Annotated in this window: 12 protein-coding genes and 1 pseudogene; 5 read left to right on the top strand and 8 right to left on the bottom strand. The window is 70.5% G+C overall.

What is annotated here, in order from left to right; genetic code table 11:
* Positions 1–125: 125 nt before the first annotated feature.
* Complete coding sequence (gene aspS / locus ACWDO5_RS09415; RefSeq protein ID WP_450529735.1) at positions 126–1,907, top strand: aspartate--tRNA ligase; 1,782 nt, start codon at positions 126–128, stop codon at positions 1,905–1,907.
* Positions 1,908–2,198: 291 nt separating this feature from the next.
* Positions 2,199–2,969, top strand: coding sequence for a L,D-transpeptidase family protein (locus tag ACWDO5_RS09410; RefSeq protein ID WP_450529734.1), 771 nt, complete (start codon positions 2,199–2,201; stop codon positions 2,967–2,969).
* A gap of 101 nt (positions 2,970–3,070) precedes the next feature.
* On the opposite strand, the gene metG is transcribed toward ACWDO5_RS09410, so the two are convergent.
* From metG to ACWDO5_RS09395, 3 genes are all read right to left on the bottom strand, one after another.
* Positions 3,071–4,684: a methionine--tRNA ligase gene (gene metG / locus ACWDO5_RS09405; protein WP_450529733.1), complete on the bottom strand. Its 1,614-nt coding sequence runs from the start codon at positions 4,682–4,684 to the stop codon at positions 3,071–3,073.
* Positions 4,685–4,726: 42 nt separating this feature from the next.
* A complete protein-coding gene (locus ACWDO5_RS09400; RefSeq protein ID WP_450529732.1) occupies positions 4,727–5,119 on the bottom strand; it encodes a DUF4913 domain-containing protein in 393 nt (130 codons plus the stop codon).
* Positions 5,120–5,222: 103 nt separating this feature from the next.
* Positions 5,223–5,867 carry a hypothetical protein gene (locus tag ACWDO5_RS09395; protein ID WP_450529731.1) on the bottom strand — a complete coding sequence of 215 codons (645 nt, stop codon included), beginning with the start codon at positions 5,865–5,867 and terminating at the stop codon, positions 5,223–5,225.
* Between the two features lie 411 nt (positions 5,868–6,278).
* Between ACWDO5_RS09395 and ACWDO5_RS09390 the strand changes: the two are divergent.
* Positions 6,279–6,436 (top strand): annotated as a pseudogene (locus ACWDO5_RS09390) (two-component sensor histidine kinase); the annotation flags it as partial.
* Here the strand turns inward: ACWDO5_RS09390 and ACWDO5_RS09385 are convergent.
* Positions 6,433–8,388 (bottom strand): VWA domain-containing protein, encoded by a 1,956-nt coding sequence (locus tag ACWDO5_RS09385; RefSeq protein ID WP_450529730.1) that lies wholly within the window; start codon positions 8,386–8,388, stop codon positions 6,433–6,435. The pseudogene ACWDO5_RS09390 and the gene ACWDO5_RS09385 sit on opposite strands and share 4 nt — an antisense overlap.
* A 271-nt stretch (positions 8,389–8,659) precedes the next feature.
* Between ACWDO5_RS09385 and ACWDO5_RS09380 the strand changes: the two genes are divergently transcribed.
* A complete protein-coding gene (locus ACWDO5_RS09380; RefSeq protein WP_450529751.1) occupies positions 8,660–10,723 on the top strand; it encodes a PhoX family protein in 2,064 nt (687 codons plus the stop codon).
* 9 nt (positions 10,724–10,732) lie between these two features.
* Here the strand turns inward: ACWDO5_RS09380 and ACWDO5_RS09375 are convergent, their stop codons facing one another.
* Positions 10,733–11,698, bottom strand: a complete 966-nt coding sequence (locus ACWDO5_RS09375; RefSeq protein WP_450529729.1) for a hypothetical protein — start codon at positions 11,696–11,698, stop codon at positions 10,733–10,735.
* 15 nt (positions 11,699–11,713) lie between these two features.
* Positions 11,714–13,189 carry an APC family permease gene (locus ACWDO5_RS09370; protein WP_450529728.1) on the bottom strand — a complete coding sequence of 492 codons (1,476 nt, stop codon included), beginning with the start codon at positions 13,187–13,189 and terminating at the stop codon, positions 11,714–11,716.
* A gap of 231 nt (positions 13,190–13,420) precedes the next feature.
* On the opposite strand from ACWDO5_RS09370, the gene ACWDO5_RS09365 reads away from it, so the two are divergent.
* The gene (locus ACWDO5_RS09365) at positions 13,421–13,819 is read left to right on the top strand and encodes an RNA-binding S4 domain-containing protein (RefSeq protein WP_450529727.1); all 399 of its coding nucleotides are present in this window, start codon (positions 13,421–13,423) and stop codon (positions 13,817–13,819) included.
* Between the two features lie 61 nt (positions 13,820–13,880).
* On the opposite strand, the gene ACWDO5_RS09360 is transcribed toward ACWDO5_RS09365, so the two are convergent.
* The gene (locus ACWDO5_RS09360) at positions 13,881–15,869 is read right to left on the bottom strand and encodes an FUSC family protein (RefSeq protein ID WP_450529726.1); all 1,989 of its coding nucleotides are present in this window, start codon (positions 15,867–15,869) and stop codon (positions 13,881–13,883) included.
* Between the two features lie 60 nt (positions 15,870–15,929).
* Entirely contained in the window at positions 15,930–16,175 is a 246-nt protein-coding gene (locus tag ACWDO5_RS09355) for a DUF2630 family protein (RefSeq protein ID WP_450529725.1), read from the bottom strand.
* Positions 16,176–16,181: the final 6 nt, after the last annotated feature.

Genomic DNA, 16,181 nt, shown 5'->3' with positions numbered 1-16,181 from the left:
TCAGATCTTGGTGGCGATGACCTGCCGGGATCCTGGCATGCGTATGTCAATGAGGTGACCGGGGCCAGGCCGGTACCCTTGACGGGCCCACCTCTCTCAATTTCGCTAAGACTGGATGAACGACGATGCATCGGTACAGGTCCCACACCTGCGGCGAGCTCCGCGCCTCTGACGTCTCCGCCGACGTCCGGCTGAGCGGCTGGCTGCACAATCGCCGAGACCTGGGCGGCATCCTCTTCATCGATTTGCGCGATCACTACGGCATCACGCAGCTCGTCGCCCGTCCCGGCACCCCTGCCTACGAGACTCTCGACAAGGTCAGCAAGGAGTCGGTCGTCCGCGTCGACGGCAAGGTCGTCTCGCGCGGCGCCGAGAACGTGAACACCGATCTGCCCACCGGCGAGATCGAGGTGGAAGTCTCTGAGGTCGAGCTGCTCGGCGCGGCCGCACCGCTGCCCTTCACCATCAACGCCGACGACGGCGTGAACGAGGAGCGGCGTCTGGAGTACCGCTTCCTCGACCTGCGCCGCGAGCGCATGCACCGCAACATCATGCTGCGTACGGCAGTCATCTCCGCCATCCGGCAGAAGATGACCGCGCTCGGCTTCAACGAGATGGCGACCCCGATCCTGACCGCGACCTCCCCCGAGGGCGCGCGCGACTTCGTGGTCCCCTCCCGGTTGAACCCCGGCAAGTTCTATGCGCTGCCGCAGGCCCCGCAGCAGTTCAAGCAGCTGCTGATGATCTCCGGCTTCGACCGCTACTTCCAGATCGCGCCCTGCTTCCGCGACGAGGACGCCCGCGCCGACCGCTCGCCGGGCGAGTTCTACCAGCTCGACGTCGAGATGAGCTTCGTCGAGCAGGAGGACGTCTTCCAGCCGATCGAGAAGCTGATGACCGAGCTCTTCGAGGAGTTCGGCGGCGGTCGGCACGTCACCTCGCCGTTCCCGCGGATCCCGTTCCGCGAGTCGATGCTCAAGTACGGCAACGACAAGCCGGACCTGCGCGCCCAGTTGGAGCTCGTCGACGTCACGGACGTCTTCGAGGGCTCGGATTTCAAGGCCTTCGCCGGAAAGCACGTACGGGCGCTGCCGGTGCCGGACACGGCTTCCCAGCCGCGGAAGTTCTTCGACGGCCTCGGCGACTTCGCCGTCGAGCACGGCGCGAAGGGCCTGGCCTGGGTCCGTGTGGGCGAGGACGGTTCTTTGACCGGCCCGATCGCGAAGTTCCTCACCGAGGAGAACGTCAAGGTCCTCACCGAGCGTCTCTCGCTCGCGCCCGGCCACGCGATCTTCTTCGGCGCCGGCGACTTCGACGAGGTCTCCAAGATCATGGGCGCGGTCCGCGTCGAGGCCGCCAAGCGCGCCGGCCACTTCGAGGAGGGCGTGTTCCGCTTCTGCTGGATCGTCGACTTCCCGATGTACGAGAAGGACGAGGAGACCGGCAAGATCGACTTCTCGCACAACCCGTTCTCGATGCCCCAGGGCGGCCTCGAGGCCCTTGAGACCCAGGACCCGCTGGACATTCTGGGCTGGCAGTACGACATCGTCTGCAACGGCGTCGAGCTGTCCTCCGGCGCGATCCGGAACCACGAGCCCGAGATCATGTTCAAGGCGTTCGAGATCGCGGGCTACTCGAAGGAGACCGTCGAGCACGAGTTCTCCGGCATGCTCCGTGCCTTCCAGTTCGGTGCCCCGCCGCACGGCGGCATCGCGCCGGGCGTGGACCGCATCGTGATGCTGCTGGCCGACGAGCCGAACATCCGCGAGACGATCGCCTTCCCGCTCAACGGCAACGCGCAGGACCTGATGATGGGCGCGCCGACCGAGCTGGACGAGTTGCGGCTGCGGGAGCTGAATATCGCGCTCCGCAAGCCGGTCGCGGACAAGGACAAGCCCGCGAAGTAGTACGTACGCCCGGACGAGGGCATCGGCTGACGCGCACTCTCTCGTCGAAGGGCCCCGGAACCGAACGGTTCCGGGGCCCTTCTTGCGTGCCGCGGGCAACCCGATCGGCGCGTCCACGGACTCGGCGATCTTCGTCAGCCTCTGTGTCTACCGGCGACGCCTCACGCGTTGTGACTGAAACGCAACAGATGATAGTACATGTCCGATTTGATGTGGCGGGGGGTCGAGGTCGCCTCCGGCCCGGCCCCGACCGCAGCAGCACATCAAGCTGTCGAACTGAAAGGCCCGCACATGTCCCTCCGCACAGGACCGTTCCAGGCGGTCGCACTGGCCGTCGCTGGTCTGCTGTTCACTGGCTGCGCGGGCGATACCGGCAATGCTGCGCCCGTGGCCGCGAAGAGACCCGCGAGCAGCGCCGCCAAGTCGGGCCCTGCCGGGCAGCTCGGCGCCGAGGCACAGACCGTCCAGGCGCAGGAGATCCCCTCCGTCGGACCGCAGACCCGCGCCAAGATCACCGCTGCGAACCGGCAGGCGGTCGTGGTGGTCGGCAACCACCCCAACTCCAGCCAGTCCGTCGCCCTGCTCTACGAGCGCGATCCCGTCCGGGGCTGGAAGCCCGTTTCCGACCCGTGGCCGGCGCACAACGCCCTGCTCGGCTGGACCGACGACCACCGCACGGCCGACAACCGCTCGCCGATCGGGGTCTTCGGTCTCACGGACGCGGGCGGCAAGCTGCCCAACCCGGGCACGAAGCTGCCGTACGACGCTGGACCCGCCTTCGACGCGCCCGGCACCGGCTTCGAGGGGGAGCCTCTCGAGGGGTCCTTCGACCATGTCGTGGCCATCAACTACAACCGCGAGCCGGGGAACTCCCCGCTGGACTGGTCCCGGCCGCTCGGCGCCGAAAAGGGCGGCGGTATCTGGATCCACGTCGACCACGGGGGGCCCACGCAGGGCTGCGTCTCGCTGCCGCTCGGCCGGATGAAGGAGCTGCTGCGGTGGCTGGACCCGGCGAAGCGGCCGGTGGTGGTGATGGGCGACGCGGCGGCGCTGGGACGCTGACACACGTGAAGCGGGACGTTGACATACGTGAAGTTGACATACGGCCGGCACACGTGAAAAGGGGCCCAGGAGCAGGTCCGGGGCCCCTTTCGTACGCCTGACTATGCGGGCTTCTCCTCCAGGCGCGGGAACAGCACCGCGCCCTTCGTCACCGTCACGCCCGCCGGGAGCTTGCCCCATTCGCCCGCGTCCTGGACCCGCTGGTCGCCGAGGGCGCCCAGCAACGCCTCCGCGCCGAGCGAGTCCCACAGGGCCTGCGAGGTCTCAGGCATGACCGGGTTCAGCAGCACCGCGACCGCCCGCAGCGACTCGGCCGCCGTGTACAGAATCGTCGCGAGACGGGCCTGGCCCTCCTCCGAATCGTCCTTGGCGACCTTCCACGGCTCCTGCTCCGTGATGTAGCCGTTGACCTGCTTCACGAAATCGAAGATCGCCAGGATGCCGCCCTGGAAGTCCAGCTCCTCGCCGATCTTCCGGTCGGCCTCGGCAACCGCCTTCGCCAGTCCGGCCTGGACCGCCTTCTCCGCCTCGCCGGACGCCGTCGCCTGTGGCAGCGCGCCGCCGAAGTACTTGCCGACCATCGCCGCGACACGGGACGCGAGGTTGCCGTAGTCGTTGGCGAGCTCACTGGTGTACCGGGCGGTGAAGTCCTCCCAGGAGAACGACCCGTCCTGGCCGAACGCGATCGCGCGCAGGAAGTACCAGCGGTACGCGTCCACGCCGAAGTGCGAGGTCAGATCCTGCGGCTTGATACCCGTCAGGTTCGACTTCGACATCTTCTCGCCGCCGACCATCAGCCAGCCGTTCGCGGCGACGCGACCCGGCACAGGCAGGCCGTTCGCCATCAGCATCGCGGGCCAGATGATCGCGTGGAAGCGCAGGATGTCCTTGCCGACCAGGTGCACATCGGCGGGGAAGGTCTCTTCGAACTTCGCCGGGTTCTCGTTGTAGCCGACCGCCGTCGCGTAGTTGAGCAGCGCGTCGATCCAGACGTAGATGACGTGCTTGGGGTCCCACGGCACCGGGACGCCCCAGTCGAACGTCGAGCGCGAGATCGAGAGGTCCTGCAGGCCCTGCTTGACGAAGTTCACGACCTCGTTGCGGGCGGACTCGGGCTGGATGAAGCCGGGGTTGGCCTCATAGAACTCCAGCAGCTTCGGGCCGTACTCGCTGAGCTTGAAGAAGTAGTTCTCCTCCTTGAGGGTCTCCACCGGCTTCTTGTGGATCGGGCAGAGCTTCTGCCCGGCGTACTCGCCCTCGCCGTCGATCAGATCGGCGGGGAGTTTGTACTCCTCGCAGCCCACGCAGTACGGGCCTTCGTACCCGCCCTTGTAGATCTCGTCCTTGTCGTACAGGTCCTGCACGAACTCCTGCACACGGTCCGTGTGCCGCTTCTCCGTCGTGCGGATGAAGTCGTCGTTCGCGATGTTCAGGTGCTCCCAGAGGGGCTTCCAGGCCTCCTCCACGAGCTTGTCGCACCACTCCTGCGGGCTGACGCCGTTCGCCTCGGCAGTGCGCATGATCTTCTGACCGTGCTCGTCCGTGCCGGTGAGGTACCACACCTTCTCGCCACGCTGACGGTGCCAGCGTGTGAGCACGTCGCCTGCGACGGTCGTGTAGGCGTGGCCCAGGTGAGGAGCGTCGTTGACGTAGTAAATGGGGGTCGAGACGTAGTACGCCTTCGCCCCTTGCTTCTCGGATCCAGTGGCCGCCATGGTCGAAATCCTAACGGCCGCCGGAAGATCGACTCACACCGATTACGGACGGTCGCCGGCGGGCCCGACGTCGAACGGGTCCCCGTGGACGACCGAGACTGCCGCGCTGTCCCAGAGACCCGGCGGGGCCTCGTCACAGGGGAGCGAACGCAGACCGGCCATATGGCCCGAGCGGCACCTCACGAAGGGCCCGGTCACCGGATCCATCAGCGCCGAGAGATGCGGGTCGGCGTGGTGAAGCCACCAGTTGGAGAGCCCGAGGGCCGCATCCGGCTTCAGATACTCGAAGGCCCGCCACACCGCGTTCAGACGCACGAGCGCCTCGGGATGCCTGAACCACGCCGGGCACCAGGCGGCGGCGTGCGTCGTATCGCGGTCGCCGAGCAGCGGGGCCAGATAGTCCTTCACGAACTCCTCCAGAGTTCCGAAGGCCATCGCAAACGCGTTGTTCCTCCTCGATGACGCTGGGTTCGGCGGTCATGTCTTCCTCGGGCACAGACAGCTCCCTTAAGGTCTCAGGCGCCGTGCAGGCGACGCGTCAGGCGGGCCTCGGCCACCCCGGCCGAGGCGGGTCAGCAGCTGGGCGCAGGTGTCGGCCGCCTCGCGGGCGGGTGCGGACCAGCTCGGGGGCGGAGCGGGACAGCCGGGTGTACGGCTCCAGTGCCTCCCGCGCCACGGGGAGCGCCGCCGAGATGTCCCGGAGGCCACCGCGCCGGCCGCACAGACCGAGGGTCCTGGCCTGCAGCAGGAGTCCCCAGGCCAGACTCTGCCGCTCCCCGGGGTCGTCGTCCGCCGCCGAACGGCACAGGGCCATACCCTCCGTCACGCGGCGCCTGGCGGATGCGTACCGCCCCGTCAGGGCATACATATGGGCCAGGTTGAGCAGATCCTGGGCGTGGGCCATGCCGGACGCCTCGCTCCCGCCGGGGTGGCTCTCCTCATCCACCAGCTCCGCGGTGCGCACCGCGTCTCGGTGGTCGCCCGCGTCGCGCTGGGCGTCGCGCAGCGATCTGAGGGCGCCGATCAGCTGGACCTGGTCCTGCGCGCGTCGCCACTCCACCACGGCTTCGGCCAGCAGCCCGATCCCCCGTGCGGGCGCCCCCGCCTGGGCGTAGGACCTGCCGAGATCCGTCAGACATCGGGCACGTGCTGTCCGCCGCGGGATCGCCGGTCCGTCCCTCACGGAGCAGGGGCAGGGTCTCGCGGAGCACCACTCGCTCGGCCACGTCCGCCCCGGCCCGCAGGTAGCAGTACGCGAGCAGCAGCAGCGTGTCCGCGAGTTCCGCCTTCTGTGCGGCGACCGTCGATGTGCCCGGGGGCCGGGCCATGAGGTCCCGTCTCAGCGCTGCGGACTCCCGCACCGCGGAGATCGCCTCGGGGTACCGGCCGAGTGTTTCCCACATCCCGCCGAGCTCGTCCAGCACATCGGCGTCCCGCTTGCGCTCCGCCGGGCCACCCAGCCGTCGCTCTCGTCCGTTGTGAAATCAGCGGTCATGGTCTTTCCCCGTGCCCCGTGAGATGTCGTCCATAAGGAGAAGGGAGAGTTGGGGCCAGTCGACCTGGGGGAGGTCGTGGCGGAGGAGGCGGCGCGCTACGAGGTGAAGGCTGCGGCCGGGTGTGGCTTCGGCGGGGCGGGGGTGGAGGTCTTTCGATCGTCCGCTCGATCGCTGACGCCCACGGCGTCACGGTGACGGCCGATCCGGGTCCTGAGGGCGGGGGCCGGCCGTCACCGTGACGCTGCCGGTGACTTAGTTCTGCCAGCGGGCGAGCAACCCCTCGTACAGCTCGGCGTCGGGGACCTCGCGGGGGGTGGGGCCGGCGTGGAAGAAGCCGGTGTTGCCCGTGGCGTCGCCGGCGGTGAGCTTGCGGAGGTAGTCGAAGGCCTTCGCGTCGTGCTCGCCGAACGCGACGAACTGCCAGAAGACCCGTGCCGACTTGGCGGAGGCCGCGGCGAGGGCGGCGGTGGCGGCGGTCTTGGACTCGGGCGCACCATCGGTCTGGAAGATCACGAACGCGGGTGCGTCGGCGTCGGCCTTGGCGTGCAGGGCGAGGACCTCTTCGACGGCGAGGTGGTAGTTCGTACGCCCCATGCGGCCGAGGGAGTTGTGGAGCTCGTCGATGCGTCCCTGGTGGGCGGGGAGGGTTAGCTCGCCGGTGCCGTCGATCTCGGTGGAGAAGAAGACGACGTTGACGGTGGCGTCGTCGTTCAGATGTGCTGCGAGCGCGAGGGCCTGCTCGCCGAGGTGCTGGGCGCTGCCGTCCTTGTAGTAGCCCCGCATGGACCCCGACCGGTCGAGCACGAGGTAGACACGCGCCTCGGCTCCGGTGAGCCCGCGCTTGTCGAGGGCGGCGCCGGCTGCGGCGTAGTGGGGGGCGAGATGGTGCGGGATGTCGGCGACGGCGTCTGCGTCTGCCTTCGGCTCGACCTCGACGACCGCTGCGGCGACGGGCTCGGGCGTGGTGTCGGCTTCCGGCTCGGCGGCGAGTGCGTCGGCTTCCGGCTGGGTGGCCGCTGCGGCGACGGGCTCGGGCGTGGTGTCGGCTTCCGGCTCGGTGGCGAGTGCGTCGGCCTCCGGCTGGGTGGCCGCTGCGGCGACGGGCTCGGGCGTGGTGTCGGCTTCCGGCTCGGCGGCGGGTACATGTGCCTCCGGCTCGGGCGTGGCGTCGGCTTCCGGCTCGACGAGCGCGGCCGTGACGGGCTGGGGCGTGGCGTCGGCTGCCGGCTCGGTGGCGGATGCGTCGGGCTCCGCCTCGGCGGCGGGAGCCGGGGCGCTCTCCTCGGCTTCGGCGTTCGCCGCGGCACCGGCAGGGACCTCGGTCTGCGCTTCGGCGGGAGCGTCGGCCTCCGGCTCGGGCGCGGTGCCGGTCTCAGCGGCCGGGGTGGCCTCCGGCCCGGGGGCCGCAGTCTCCTCTTCCGGCTCCGCCGCGGCGGGCTCGGTGTCCTCGGCCGTGGCGTTCGAGGACGCCTCGGCGGCCGCGGGCTCGGTGTCCTCCGCCTGGGCGACCTGCGCCTCGGCGGGGGCCGCGGGCTCGGTGTCCTCCGCCTGGGCGACCTGCGCCTCGGCGGGGGCCACGGGCTCGGTGTCCTCCAGCTCGGCAACCGGCTCGGCGGGAGCCGCGGCGGCCTCCTCGGCCACGGGCTCGCCCGCCTCGTTCTCCGGCTCCGCCGGAACAGCCTCCGGCTCGGGCGCGGTGCCGGTCTCAGCGGCCGGGGTGGCCTCAGGCTCGGGGGCCGCAGTCTCCTCTTCCGGCTCCGCCGCGGCGGGCTCGGTGTCCTCGGCCGTGGCGTTCGAGGACGCCTCGGCGGCCGCGGGCTCGGTGTCCTCCGTCTGGGCGACCTGCGCCTCGGCGGGGGCCACGGGCTCGGTGTCCTCCGGCTCGGCGGATGCCGCGGCGGCCTCCTCGGCCACGGGCTCGCCCGCCTCGCTCAACGGCTCCGCGGTCTCCGCCTCCGACGGGCTCGCCGGCACCTTGTCCGGCGACGCCTGTGCCGGGACCGACGCGCCGCTGACCCTCGGGGTCGGGTTGTCGAAAGCCGCCGAGACCAGGTCCGCCGCCGCCCGTTCCGCCGGGGACGGGGCCGGGACCGTTGCTGTGGGCGGGTCCGAGCGTTCGGTCTGGGGCGGGACGGAGGCTGCCGCCGACTCGTTGAGCTCCGATGGGTCGTGTCCAAACACCTTGCGCAGCAAGCTCCGAATGCCCATGGCCAGGCCTTTCGCATGAGTGAGTGCGTGAATGTCCACACTTGGGCCGGGCGTCCACAGGGTGTCCTGGCCAGGGCGGACACGTAAGGTTACCGGCCACCGGGCTCTTACCCGGGGAGGGGCAGGCCCTCGTTGTCAACCCCGCCCCGGCCGCGCCGGATTCATCCCCCGTTCACTTCACGGCTGCCGCATTGCACATGTACGCCCTTAACGTCGCGGCTGGAGATATTCCGACACCATGTCGGCGCAGGCTGCGCCGCAGGAGGACGAAGTGCGCAAACTGCTGCCGCTGTTGAACTCGAACACCCATGCGGGCGGACGTTCCGCTCTCACCTGCCGGTATCGCTGCGGCGACGCCTGCTTCCATGAAGTGCCCAACACCAGTGACAACGAGTACGTCGGCGACGTCATAGCCGGTGCGCTCTCGAGAAGATCGATGATGCGCACCGCCGCCGTCGTGACCGTCGCCGCCGCCGCAGGCGGTGCCGTCATCGGCCAGAGCGGCAACCAGGCCGTCGCCGCGCCCGCGACCACGGACGGTAAGGGAAACACGCCCGGCAAGACCGACGGCGCCCGTGGGCTCCGCTTCGCCGCCGTCGCGCCCAACACGGACGACAAGGTCACCATCCCCGACGGCTACTCCCAGAACGTCGTCATCCGGTGGGGCGACCCGATCCTCCGCGGCGCCCCCGCCTTCGACGCCGACAAGCAGACCGCCAAGGCGCAGGCGGGTCAGTTCGGTTACAACAACGACTTCCTCTCCCTGCTCCCCCTCCGCGGTGAGGAGGGGCGGCAGGTCCTCGTCGCCAACCACGAGTACACGGACGAAGTCCTGATGTTCCGCGGCTACGACGCGGCCAACCCGACCCGCGAGCAGGTCGAGATCGCCTGGGCCGCACACGGCCTGTCCGTTGTCGTGGTCCAGGAGGAGAACCGCAGCGGCAAGCTCACCCCGGTCAACCGGCACCCGCTCAACCGCCGCCTCACCGCGACCAGCGAGTTCAAGGTCACCGGCCCGGCCGCGGGCAGCGCCCTGCTGCGTACGAGCGTCGACCCGACCGGTACCAAGGTCCTCGGCACGCTCAACAACTGCGCCGGCGGCACCACCCCCTGGGGCACCACGCTCCATGGCGAGGAGAACTTCAACCAGTACTTCGCCAATGCCTCCAGCGACACCGACAAGCGCTACGGCATCGGCACCGGCGCGACCGAGCGCAAGTGGGAGCGTTTCGACAAGCGCTTCGACCTGAAGCAGGAGCCCAACGAGGTCCACCGCTTCGGCTGGGTCGTCGAGCTCGACCCGTACGACCCGGAGTTCACGCCGCGCAAGCGCACCGCGCTCGGCCGTTTCAAGCACGAGGCAGCGCAGCCCCGCCTGACCGACGACGGCCGCCCCGTCGTCTACATGGGCGACGACGAGCGCTTCGACTACTTCTACAAGTTCGTCTCGTCGAAGCAGATGAAGCAGGGCGACAGCCGAGCCGCCCGCGAGCACAACCGCACGCTCCTCGACGAGGGCACGCTCTACGTCGCCAAGCTCACCGGCGACAGCCCGGCGAGCGAGTTCGACGGCAGCGGCAAGCTCCCGAACGACGGCGAGTTCGACGGCAGCGGCGTCTGGATCCCGCTCGCCAGCGGCGACAAGTCGTTCGTCCCCGGCATGTCCGCCGAAGAGGTGTACATCTTCACCCGCCTCGCCGGCGACAAGGTGGGCGCCACCAAGATGGACCGTCCCGAGGACGTCGAGCCGTCCCCGCGCACCGGCCGCGTCTACGTCGCGCTGACCAACAACACCGACCGCGGCAAGCCCGGCAAGGCCGGTGCGGACGAGGCCAACCCGCGCAACCTCAACAAGCACGGCCAGATCCTGGAGCTCGCCGAAAACTGGGACGACCCGGCCGGTGACGGCTTCGCCTGGCGGCTCTTCCTGGTCGCGGGCGACCCGAACGATCCGGCGACATACTTCGCGGGCTTCCCGAAGGAGAAGGTCAGCCCGATCTCCTGCCCGGACAACGTCGCCTTCGACCCGTACGGCAACCTGTGGATCTCCACGGACGGCAACCAGCTCGGCTCCCACGACGGCCTGTTCGGCGTCGCGACCCAGGGCGAGCAGCGCGGTGAGCTCAAGCAGTTCCTGACCGTCCCGACCGGCGCCGAGACCTGCGGCCCGATCATCCAGGACCGCCGCGTTCTCGTCGCGGTCCAGCACCCGGGCGAGCTCGACGGCGCGTCCGTCGAGAAGCCCGCGAGCGCGTGGCCGGACGGAGCGGGCAAGATCGTCCGTCCGTCGGTCGTCTCCGTCTGGCGCAAGGACGGCCGCGACATCGGCGTGTAAGTCGTAACTTCACGGGGTGGCGCGTACGTGTGCGCGCCACCTCGTGAATTCCTCCGTCGCGTCGCCCGTGTACGACCACGGGACACGGGACGCCCGCGTCCCCAGCAGCTCGAACAGCAGCCGGGCCTCCTCGCTCAGGCCCGCGTAGCAGGCCGCGTGCGCCAAATAGTTGAGCTCGCCGATCTCCTCCGGGACGGCGGGGCCCCCGGCCCGGCCGCCGATCCAGCGCTCCCAGGTGCGCTGCACCTCGGTCACCGCCAGCTCGTGGTGCCAGTGCCGCCCGAAGTCCCGTACCGGCGCCCGGCCCAGCACGCCCTCGGTGGCATAGCGGTACTCCTCCACCCGCGCGATCTGCACCAGCACAGGCAGCGGCGACCCGGGCGGTGCCGCGCCTGCCGCGTCGCGGGCGAAGTCGTACATCCTGCCGTGCGTACCGTGCCAGCGCGCCGAGTAGTAGCGCAGCAGCTGCACATGGCCCTCGATGTTGAACGGGTCGCGGTGGCGCAACTCGTCGAACCAGGAGCGCAGTTCGCGCCGCGAAATCCCCGTCTCGTACAGCCGCGCCACTGTCAGCAGCGACACCCACGGCATCGGGTCGGCCGGCCGCGCGTCGGCCGCGCTCAGGCAGGCCATCACCGCCACATCGAGCCGGGCCTCGTCGAGCCCGACCCCGCGGCCCGCCTCGATCGCCTGGTGGAAGATCCGTACGACCTCCGTCGCCGCCCGCAGCACGGCCGCGTCCGGGTTGTCCGGCTCCGCCGCCCGCCAGGTCTCCACCGCCGACGAGCCCGCCGCCGCGTGCGCGAGCAGCCGCAGCCGGTGGGTGCGCAGCGGCCAGTCGTCGCCGGTGGCGCGCAGTAGATCCCGTACACCCTGCCAGCGGCCGATGACGATGTCGTGGACGGCGTCGGCGAGCGGCCGGTCCCCGAGGGCGGGATCGAAGTCCGGTACGAAACGGCGGCGAGCGGCGGCCATCTGCGGCACTTCCTCTCAGAAGTCCGTGGCCAGCGACTTGTCGGCGTAATCCGGATGCTGCGACGCGGAGTTGGCGTACTGCTCCTCGGCGGCGACGGCGCGCGTCGCCTCCAGCCGGGCAGGACGGTAGTACGAACTCCCCTGCCGCCAGTAACGGATCATCGGCACCAGACCGGCGGCAAGACCGCCGATGCCGATCGCGATCGAGGCCGCGCTCAGCTCGCTCAGCGCCTCGATGAGGATCCAGAGCATGAACACTGCCCCGAGCAGCGGCCACACGCCGCCGAGGACGAAGTCGCGTACGGACGTGAGCAGCATTTTGCGGTACGCGACGACCGCGGCGATGCCCGCGAGCCCGTAGTAGAACGCGATCTGCAGGCCCATGGCGGAGACCGCGGCCGACAGCACATTGCCGACCGAGCCAAGCGCGGTGGAGGCGACGAACATTACGAGCGCCACCGCGCCGACGACGGCGACCGCGACCCACGGGGTGTTCCACCGGCGGTGCACGGTGCCGAGCGCGGCGGGCATCGTACGGTCCCGGCCCATCGCGAACAGCGACCGCGTGACCTGGATCAGAGTGGTCTCCAAGGTGGCGACGGTGGACAGCAGCACCGCCACGACCAGCAGTTTCCCGCCGACGCCGGGCCAGATCGTATCGCCGAGAAGGCCGAGGACGTTGGCGCCGCCTGCCTTGATGTCGTCGGCTTTCAGGAGCACGTTCACCGCGATGGTGAAGGCCTCGAAGAGGAGGAAGACGACGCCGACGCCGACGAGCGCGGCGAGGCCGGCGGTGCGGCGGCTGTCGCGGGTCTCCTCGCTGAGGTTGCTGGTGACGTCCCAGCCCCAGTAGTAGAACGCGGCGACCAGCGCGCCGGAGGCGAATTCTGCCGGTCCGTCGAAGTGCGAGAAGCCGAACCAGGACCAGTCGAAGGCGGCGGCGGCTCCGTTGTGCAGCAGCGCGGCGAGGATGAAGAACAGCAGGATCAGCAGCTCGACGCCGGACATGAGGAGTTGTGCTCGTACGGTCAGCCGCGCCCCGCCGAGTACGACTATCAGCATCATCACGAACCAGGCGGCGCCGACGGCCGTCGCGAGGAAGGTGTTCTCGGCGAGCGCGGGGTCGAAGAGCGCGAGCGTCATGGCACCGGCCGGCAGCGAACCGGCCACCATGAAGATCGTCGCGGAGACCACCAGCGCCCAGCCGGACAGAAAGCCGAGGAAGGGATGGAGGGTGCGGCCCACCCAGGAGTAGCCGGCGCCCGCGCTGACATCGATCCGGCCGAGCCTGCTGTAGGCCAGGACGATGCCGAGCATGGGTATGGCGCAGTAGAGCAGGGCGGCGGGTCCGGCGAGGCCGACGGACGCGACGAGTACGGCGGTGGTGGCCGCGATGGAATAGGCGGGAGCGCTGCCCGCGATTGCCATCACGATGGTGTCGAACGTGCCGAGGACATTGGGCTGTAGCCCTCTGCCGGAGCTGTTGCGCATGGGATTCTCCGAACGCCCTGGTGCTGAATGCCCTTGTGCCGCACGACATATGTCGGTATCTCAGAGACGAACGCCCGCTGCGGAGTGAAGGCCTCCGTGAAGAGAGAACGTGCGCATCGTAGTCGGATGAACGCCGACGGCGTGAGGGGGTGGGGCTGCCCCCACCCGGTCGCGGCGCCCGGGACTGCTTTGGGTCTGCGGCGCGGGCCGAATGAATCGTAGAGTCGGGGTATGGCTGCAGAGGTTTCGGACGAGGGGACCGTACGGGTCGACGCATGGATCTGGTCGGTCCGGCTCACAAAAACCCGCTCCCAGGCGGCGTCGGCCTGCCGGGCCGGACATGTCCGCGTGAATGGCGAACGGGTCAAGCCGGCGCACACGCTGCGGGCGGGGGACCAGGTGCGGGTGTTCCACGCGGGTCGTGAACGCCTGGTGGTCGTCTCGAAGATCGTCCGCAAACGGGTGGGCCCGCCGGTGGCGACCCAGTGCTACGTGGACAACAGCCCGCCGCCTCCGCCGAGGGAGTTCACGGCCCCGGTGGCGGTCCGGGAACGGGGCGCGGGCCGCCCGACGAAGAGGGACAGGCGGGAGCTGGAGAAGCTGCAGGGGGGTTTGCCGGAGGCGCGGTGAGGCGGGTCCGCGGTGTGGGTCGCGGTGTTGCCCGGCGCAGCCGGGAAGCGGCGGGGGCCGCTCACCCCGGTCGTTCCGGTGACGCGATCGCCCTCGCCGCCTTTACCTCCTGGCGCAGCGCCCCCAGCACCCCCTCCTCGTCCCCCGCCAGCTCCGCCCGTACCTCCACCAGCACCTCGCTCGCCCTGAGCCCCTCCGCCAGCTCGTGCAGCTGCTGCTCGACCGCCGCCACCTCCGCCCGTGTCGGCGGCTCCGCGCCGTGGTTGACCCGGACCCTCGCCGCCGTCGTCGCGTCCACGATGCGCTCGACGGCTACGACCAGCGGCCACCAGGCCTTCGCCCGCGCCCCCGTCGGCGGCGGTTCGGTCAGGGCTCGCTGGAACTCCGACCGGACCGACGACAGGTCGCGGTATATCCGGCGCCGCCTGCGCACCCGCTCCCCCTGGTCCTCCGCCTCGGTGCCGAACGCCCACTCCACGTAGCGCGCCGCGTCCTCCACCGCCGTCGCCAATCGGTCGCCGATCCGGGTGTGCCAGCTCTCCGGCCAGAGCAGATAGCCCGCGACCAGCGCGATCGCGCAGCCGATGAGGCTGTCCACGAGTCGCGGCAGGACCAGGTCGAAGCCCTGGTGGTTGAGGATGTCGGAGAGCAGCAGGATCACCGGGGTGATCGCCGCAGTCTGGAAGGCGTACCCCTTCGCGGAGAACGCGGGGATGAGCGCCGCGAGGAGCATCATCACCGGCACGTCCCACCAGCCGCGCGGCACCTGCGCGAGCACCGCCGCCGCGACGACCAGTCCCGCCGCCGTGCCCAGCGCCCGCAGCACCGCGCGGGAGAAGACCGAGCCGAAGTCCGGCTTGAGGACGAAGGTGACGGTGAGCGCGACCCAGTACGAGCGCGACACCGGCACCAGCGACACAAGTGCCTGCGCGAGGCCGATGCAGAGGGCGAGCCGCAGCCCGTAGCGCCAGGAGGGCTCGGAGAGCAGCACGCTGCGGGCTGCGCGCCGGGCCCGGATGCTCAGTGCCGCGGGCCGGCCGAGCCGGTCGTCGACGTTGTAGGGGTCGGGGTCGGCTTTGTGCACGACGACGGCGGCGTGCCGCAGTGCGGTGTCGACGGCGCGGTCGGCGGGACCCTCCGGCTCCGGCAGCACCAGGTCGGGTGCATCGCCGCGGCCGCCCCGGTCGACCGCGTCGGCCAAGTCCCGTACGGCCGCGGCGATTTCGGGCCGCCGCGAGGCCCGCCCGTGCAGATGCGCGGCCGCGGCCGCCTCGACGAGCGGGATGAGCGCATTGAGCTGCGAGAGCAGCCGTACGAGCGGGCTGCGCCGCCCGTGGTCGCGGGCCCGCCTGGCGAGGATCAGGTCGTAGGAGGTGTTGAGGGACTCCGTGACGGCCTGGCGTTTGTCGTCGTACGCCGCCGTGCCCCCGGCCCCCAGCAGATCGGCGACACTGCGATACGTCTCGGCGACCGCGGTCCGCTCCGCTGTCCGCCCCCGCATCGGCCAGGCCAGCAGCGTCAGTACGAGGACGAACAGCCCGCCGAGCGTGAGCAGCAGCGGCGCCTTCCACCACGGCCCCGGCATCGGCAGCCCCGCGGCCACCACCGCGTTGAGCAGTAGCAGCAGCCCGCCCACGGAGGCCACCGCGCCGATCGACGAGATCATCCCGGAGACCAGCGCGACGAGGGTCAGCGCGGCGACCGCGAGCCAGCCCTCCCCGTACACGAGCGTGCCGAGCGTGACGCCGACCGCGCCGAAGAGCTGTGGGACCGCGATATTGAAGATCCGCATGCGGTACGCGTCGGCGGTGTCGCCGATGACGCCCGACAGCGCGCCCATCGACACGAGCGCCCCGTACACGGGCTGCCCGGCGGCGAGCCCGACCGCGAGCGGTGCGGCGAGCGCGACGGCGGCGCGGGCACAGGCCGCCCACGGGACGGGCGCGGTCTGCGGACGCAGGCCCTTGAGCAGCCACTCGGGCGGGGACAGCCGTCCCGCTCTTGTCCCTGATCCGGAGGAAGTCCCGCCCGCGTCGTCGCCCATGGTCATCAAAAGACCTCGAAGTCGCCCTCCGGCGCAACTCCCCTGCGGGACGTCAGGGCGGGGCGGTCAGCCGAGGTAGCCCTCCACTTCGTCGGCGGGCTGCACCCTCGCCGTGTCCGGGTCCTCTCCGAACTCAGCCTTGGCGCGCCTCCGGCGCAGCAGGTCCCAGCACTGGTCGAGCCGGACCTCGAGGTCGCGCAGCCGCGCGAGTTCGTCGGAGTCGAGGCCGTGCTGCTGGGAAGACCGCTCCCGCAGGGCGCGTTCCTCGGCGACGAGATCGTTGATGCTGCCGAGTATCTGATCGTTGTCCATGACACC

Source organism: Streptomyces sp. NPDC000880 (genome assembly GCF_053599675.1).
Note: the sequence above shows the minus strand (reverse complement) of the source record. Positions and strands in the feature narration are given on the sequence as shown.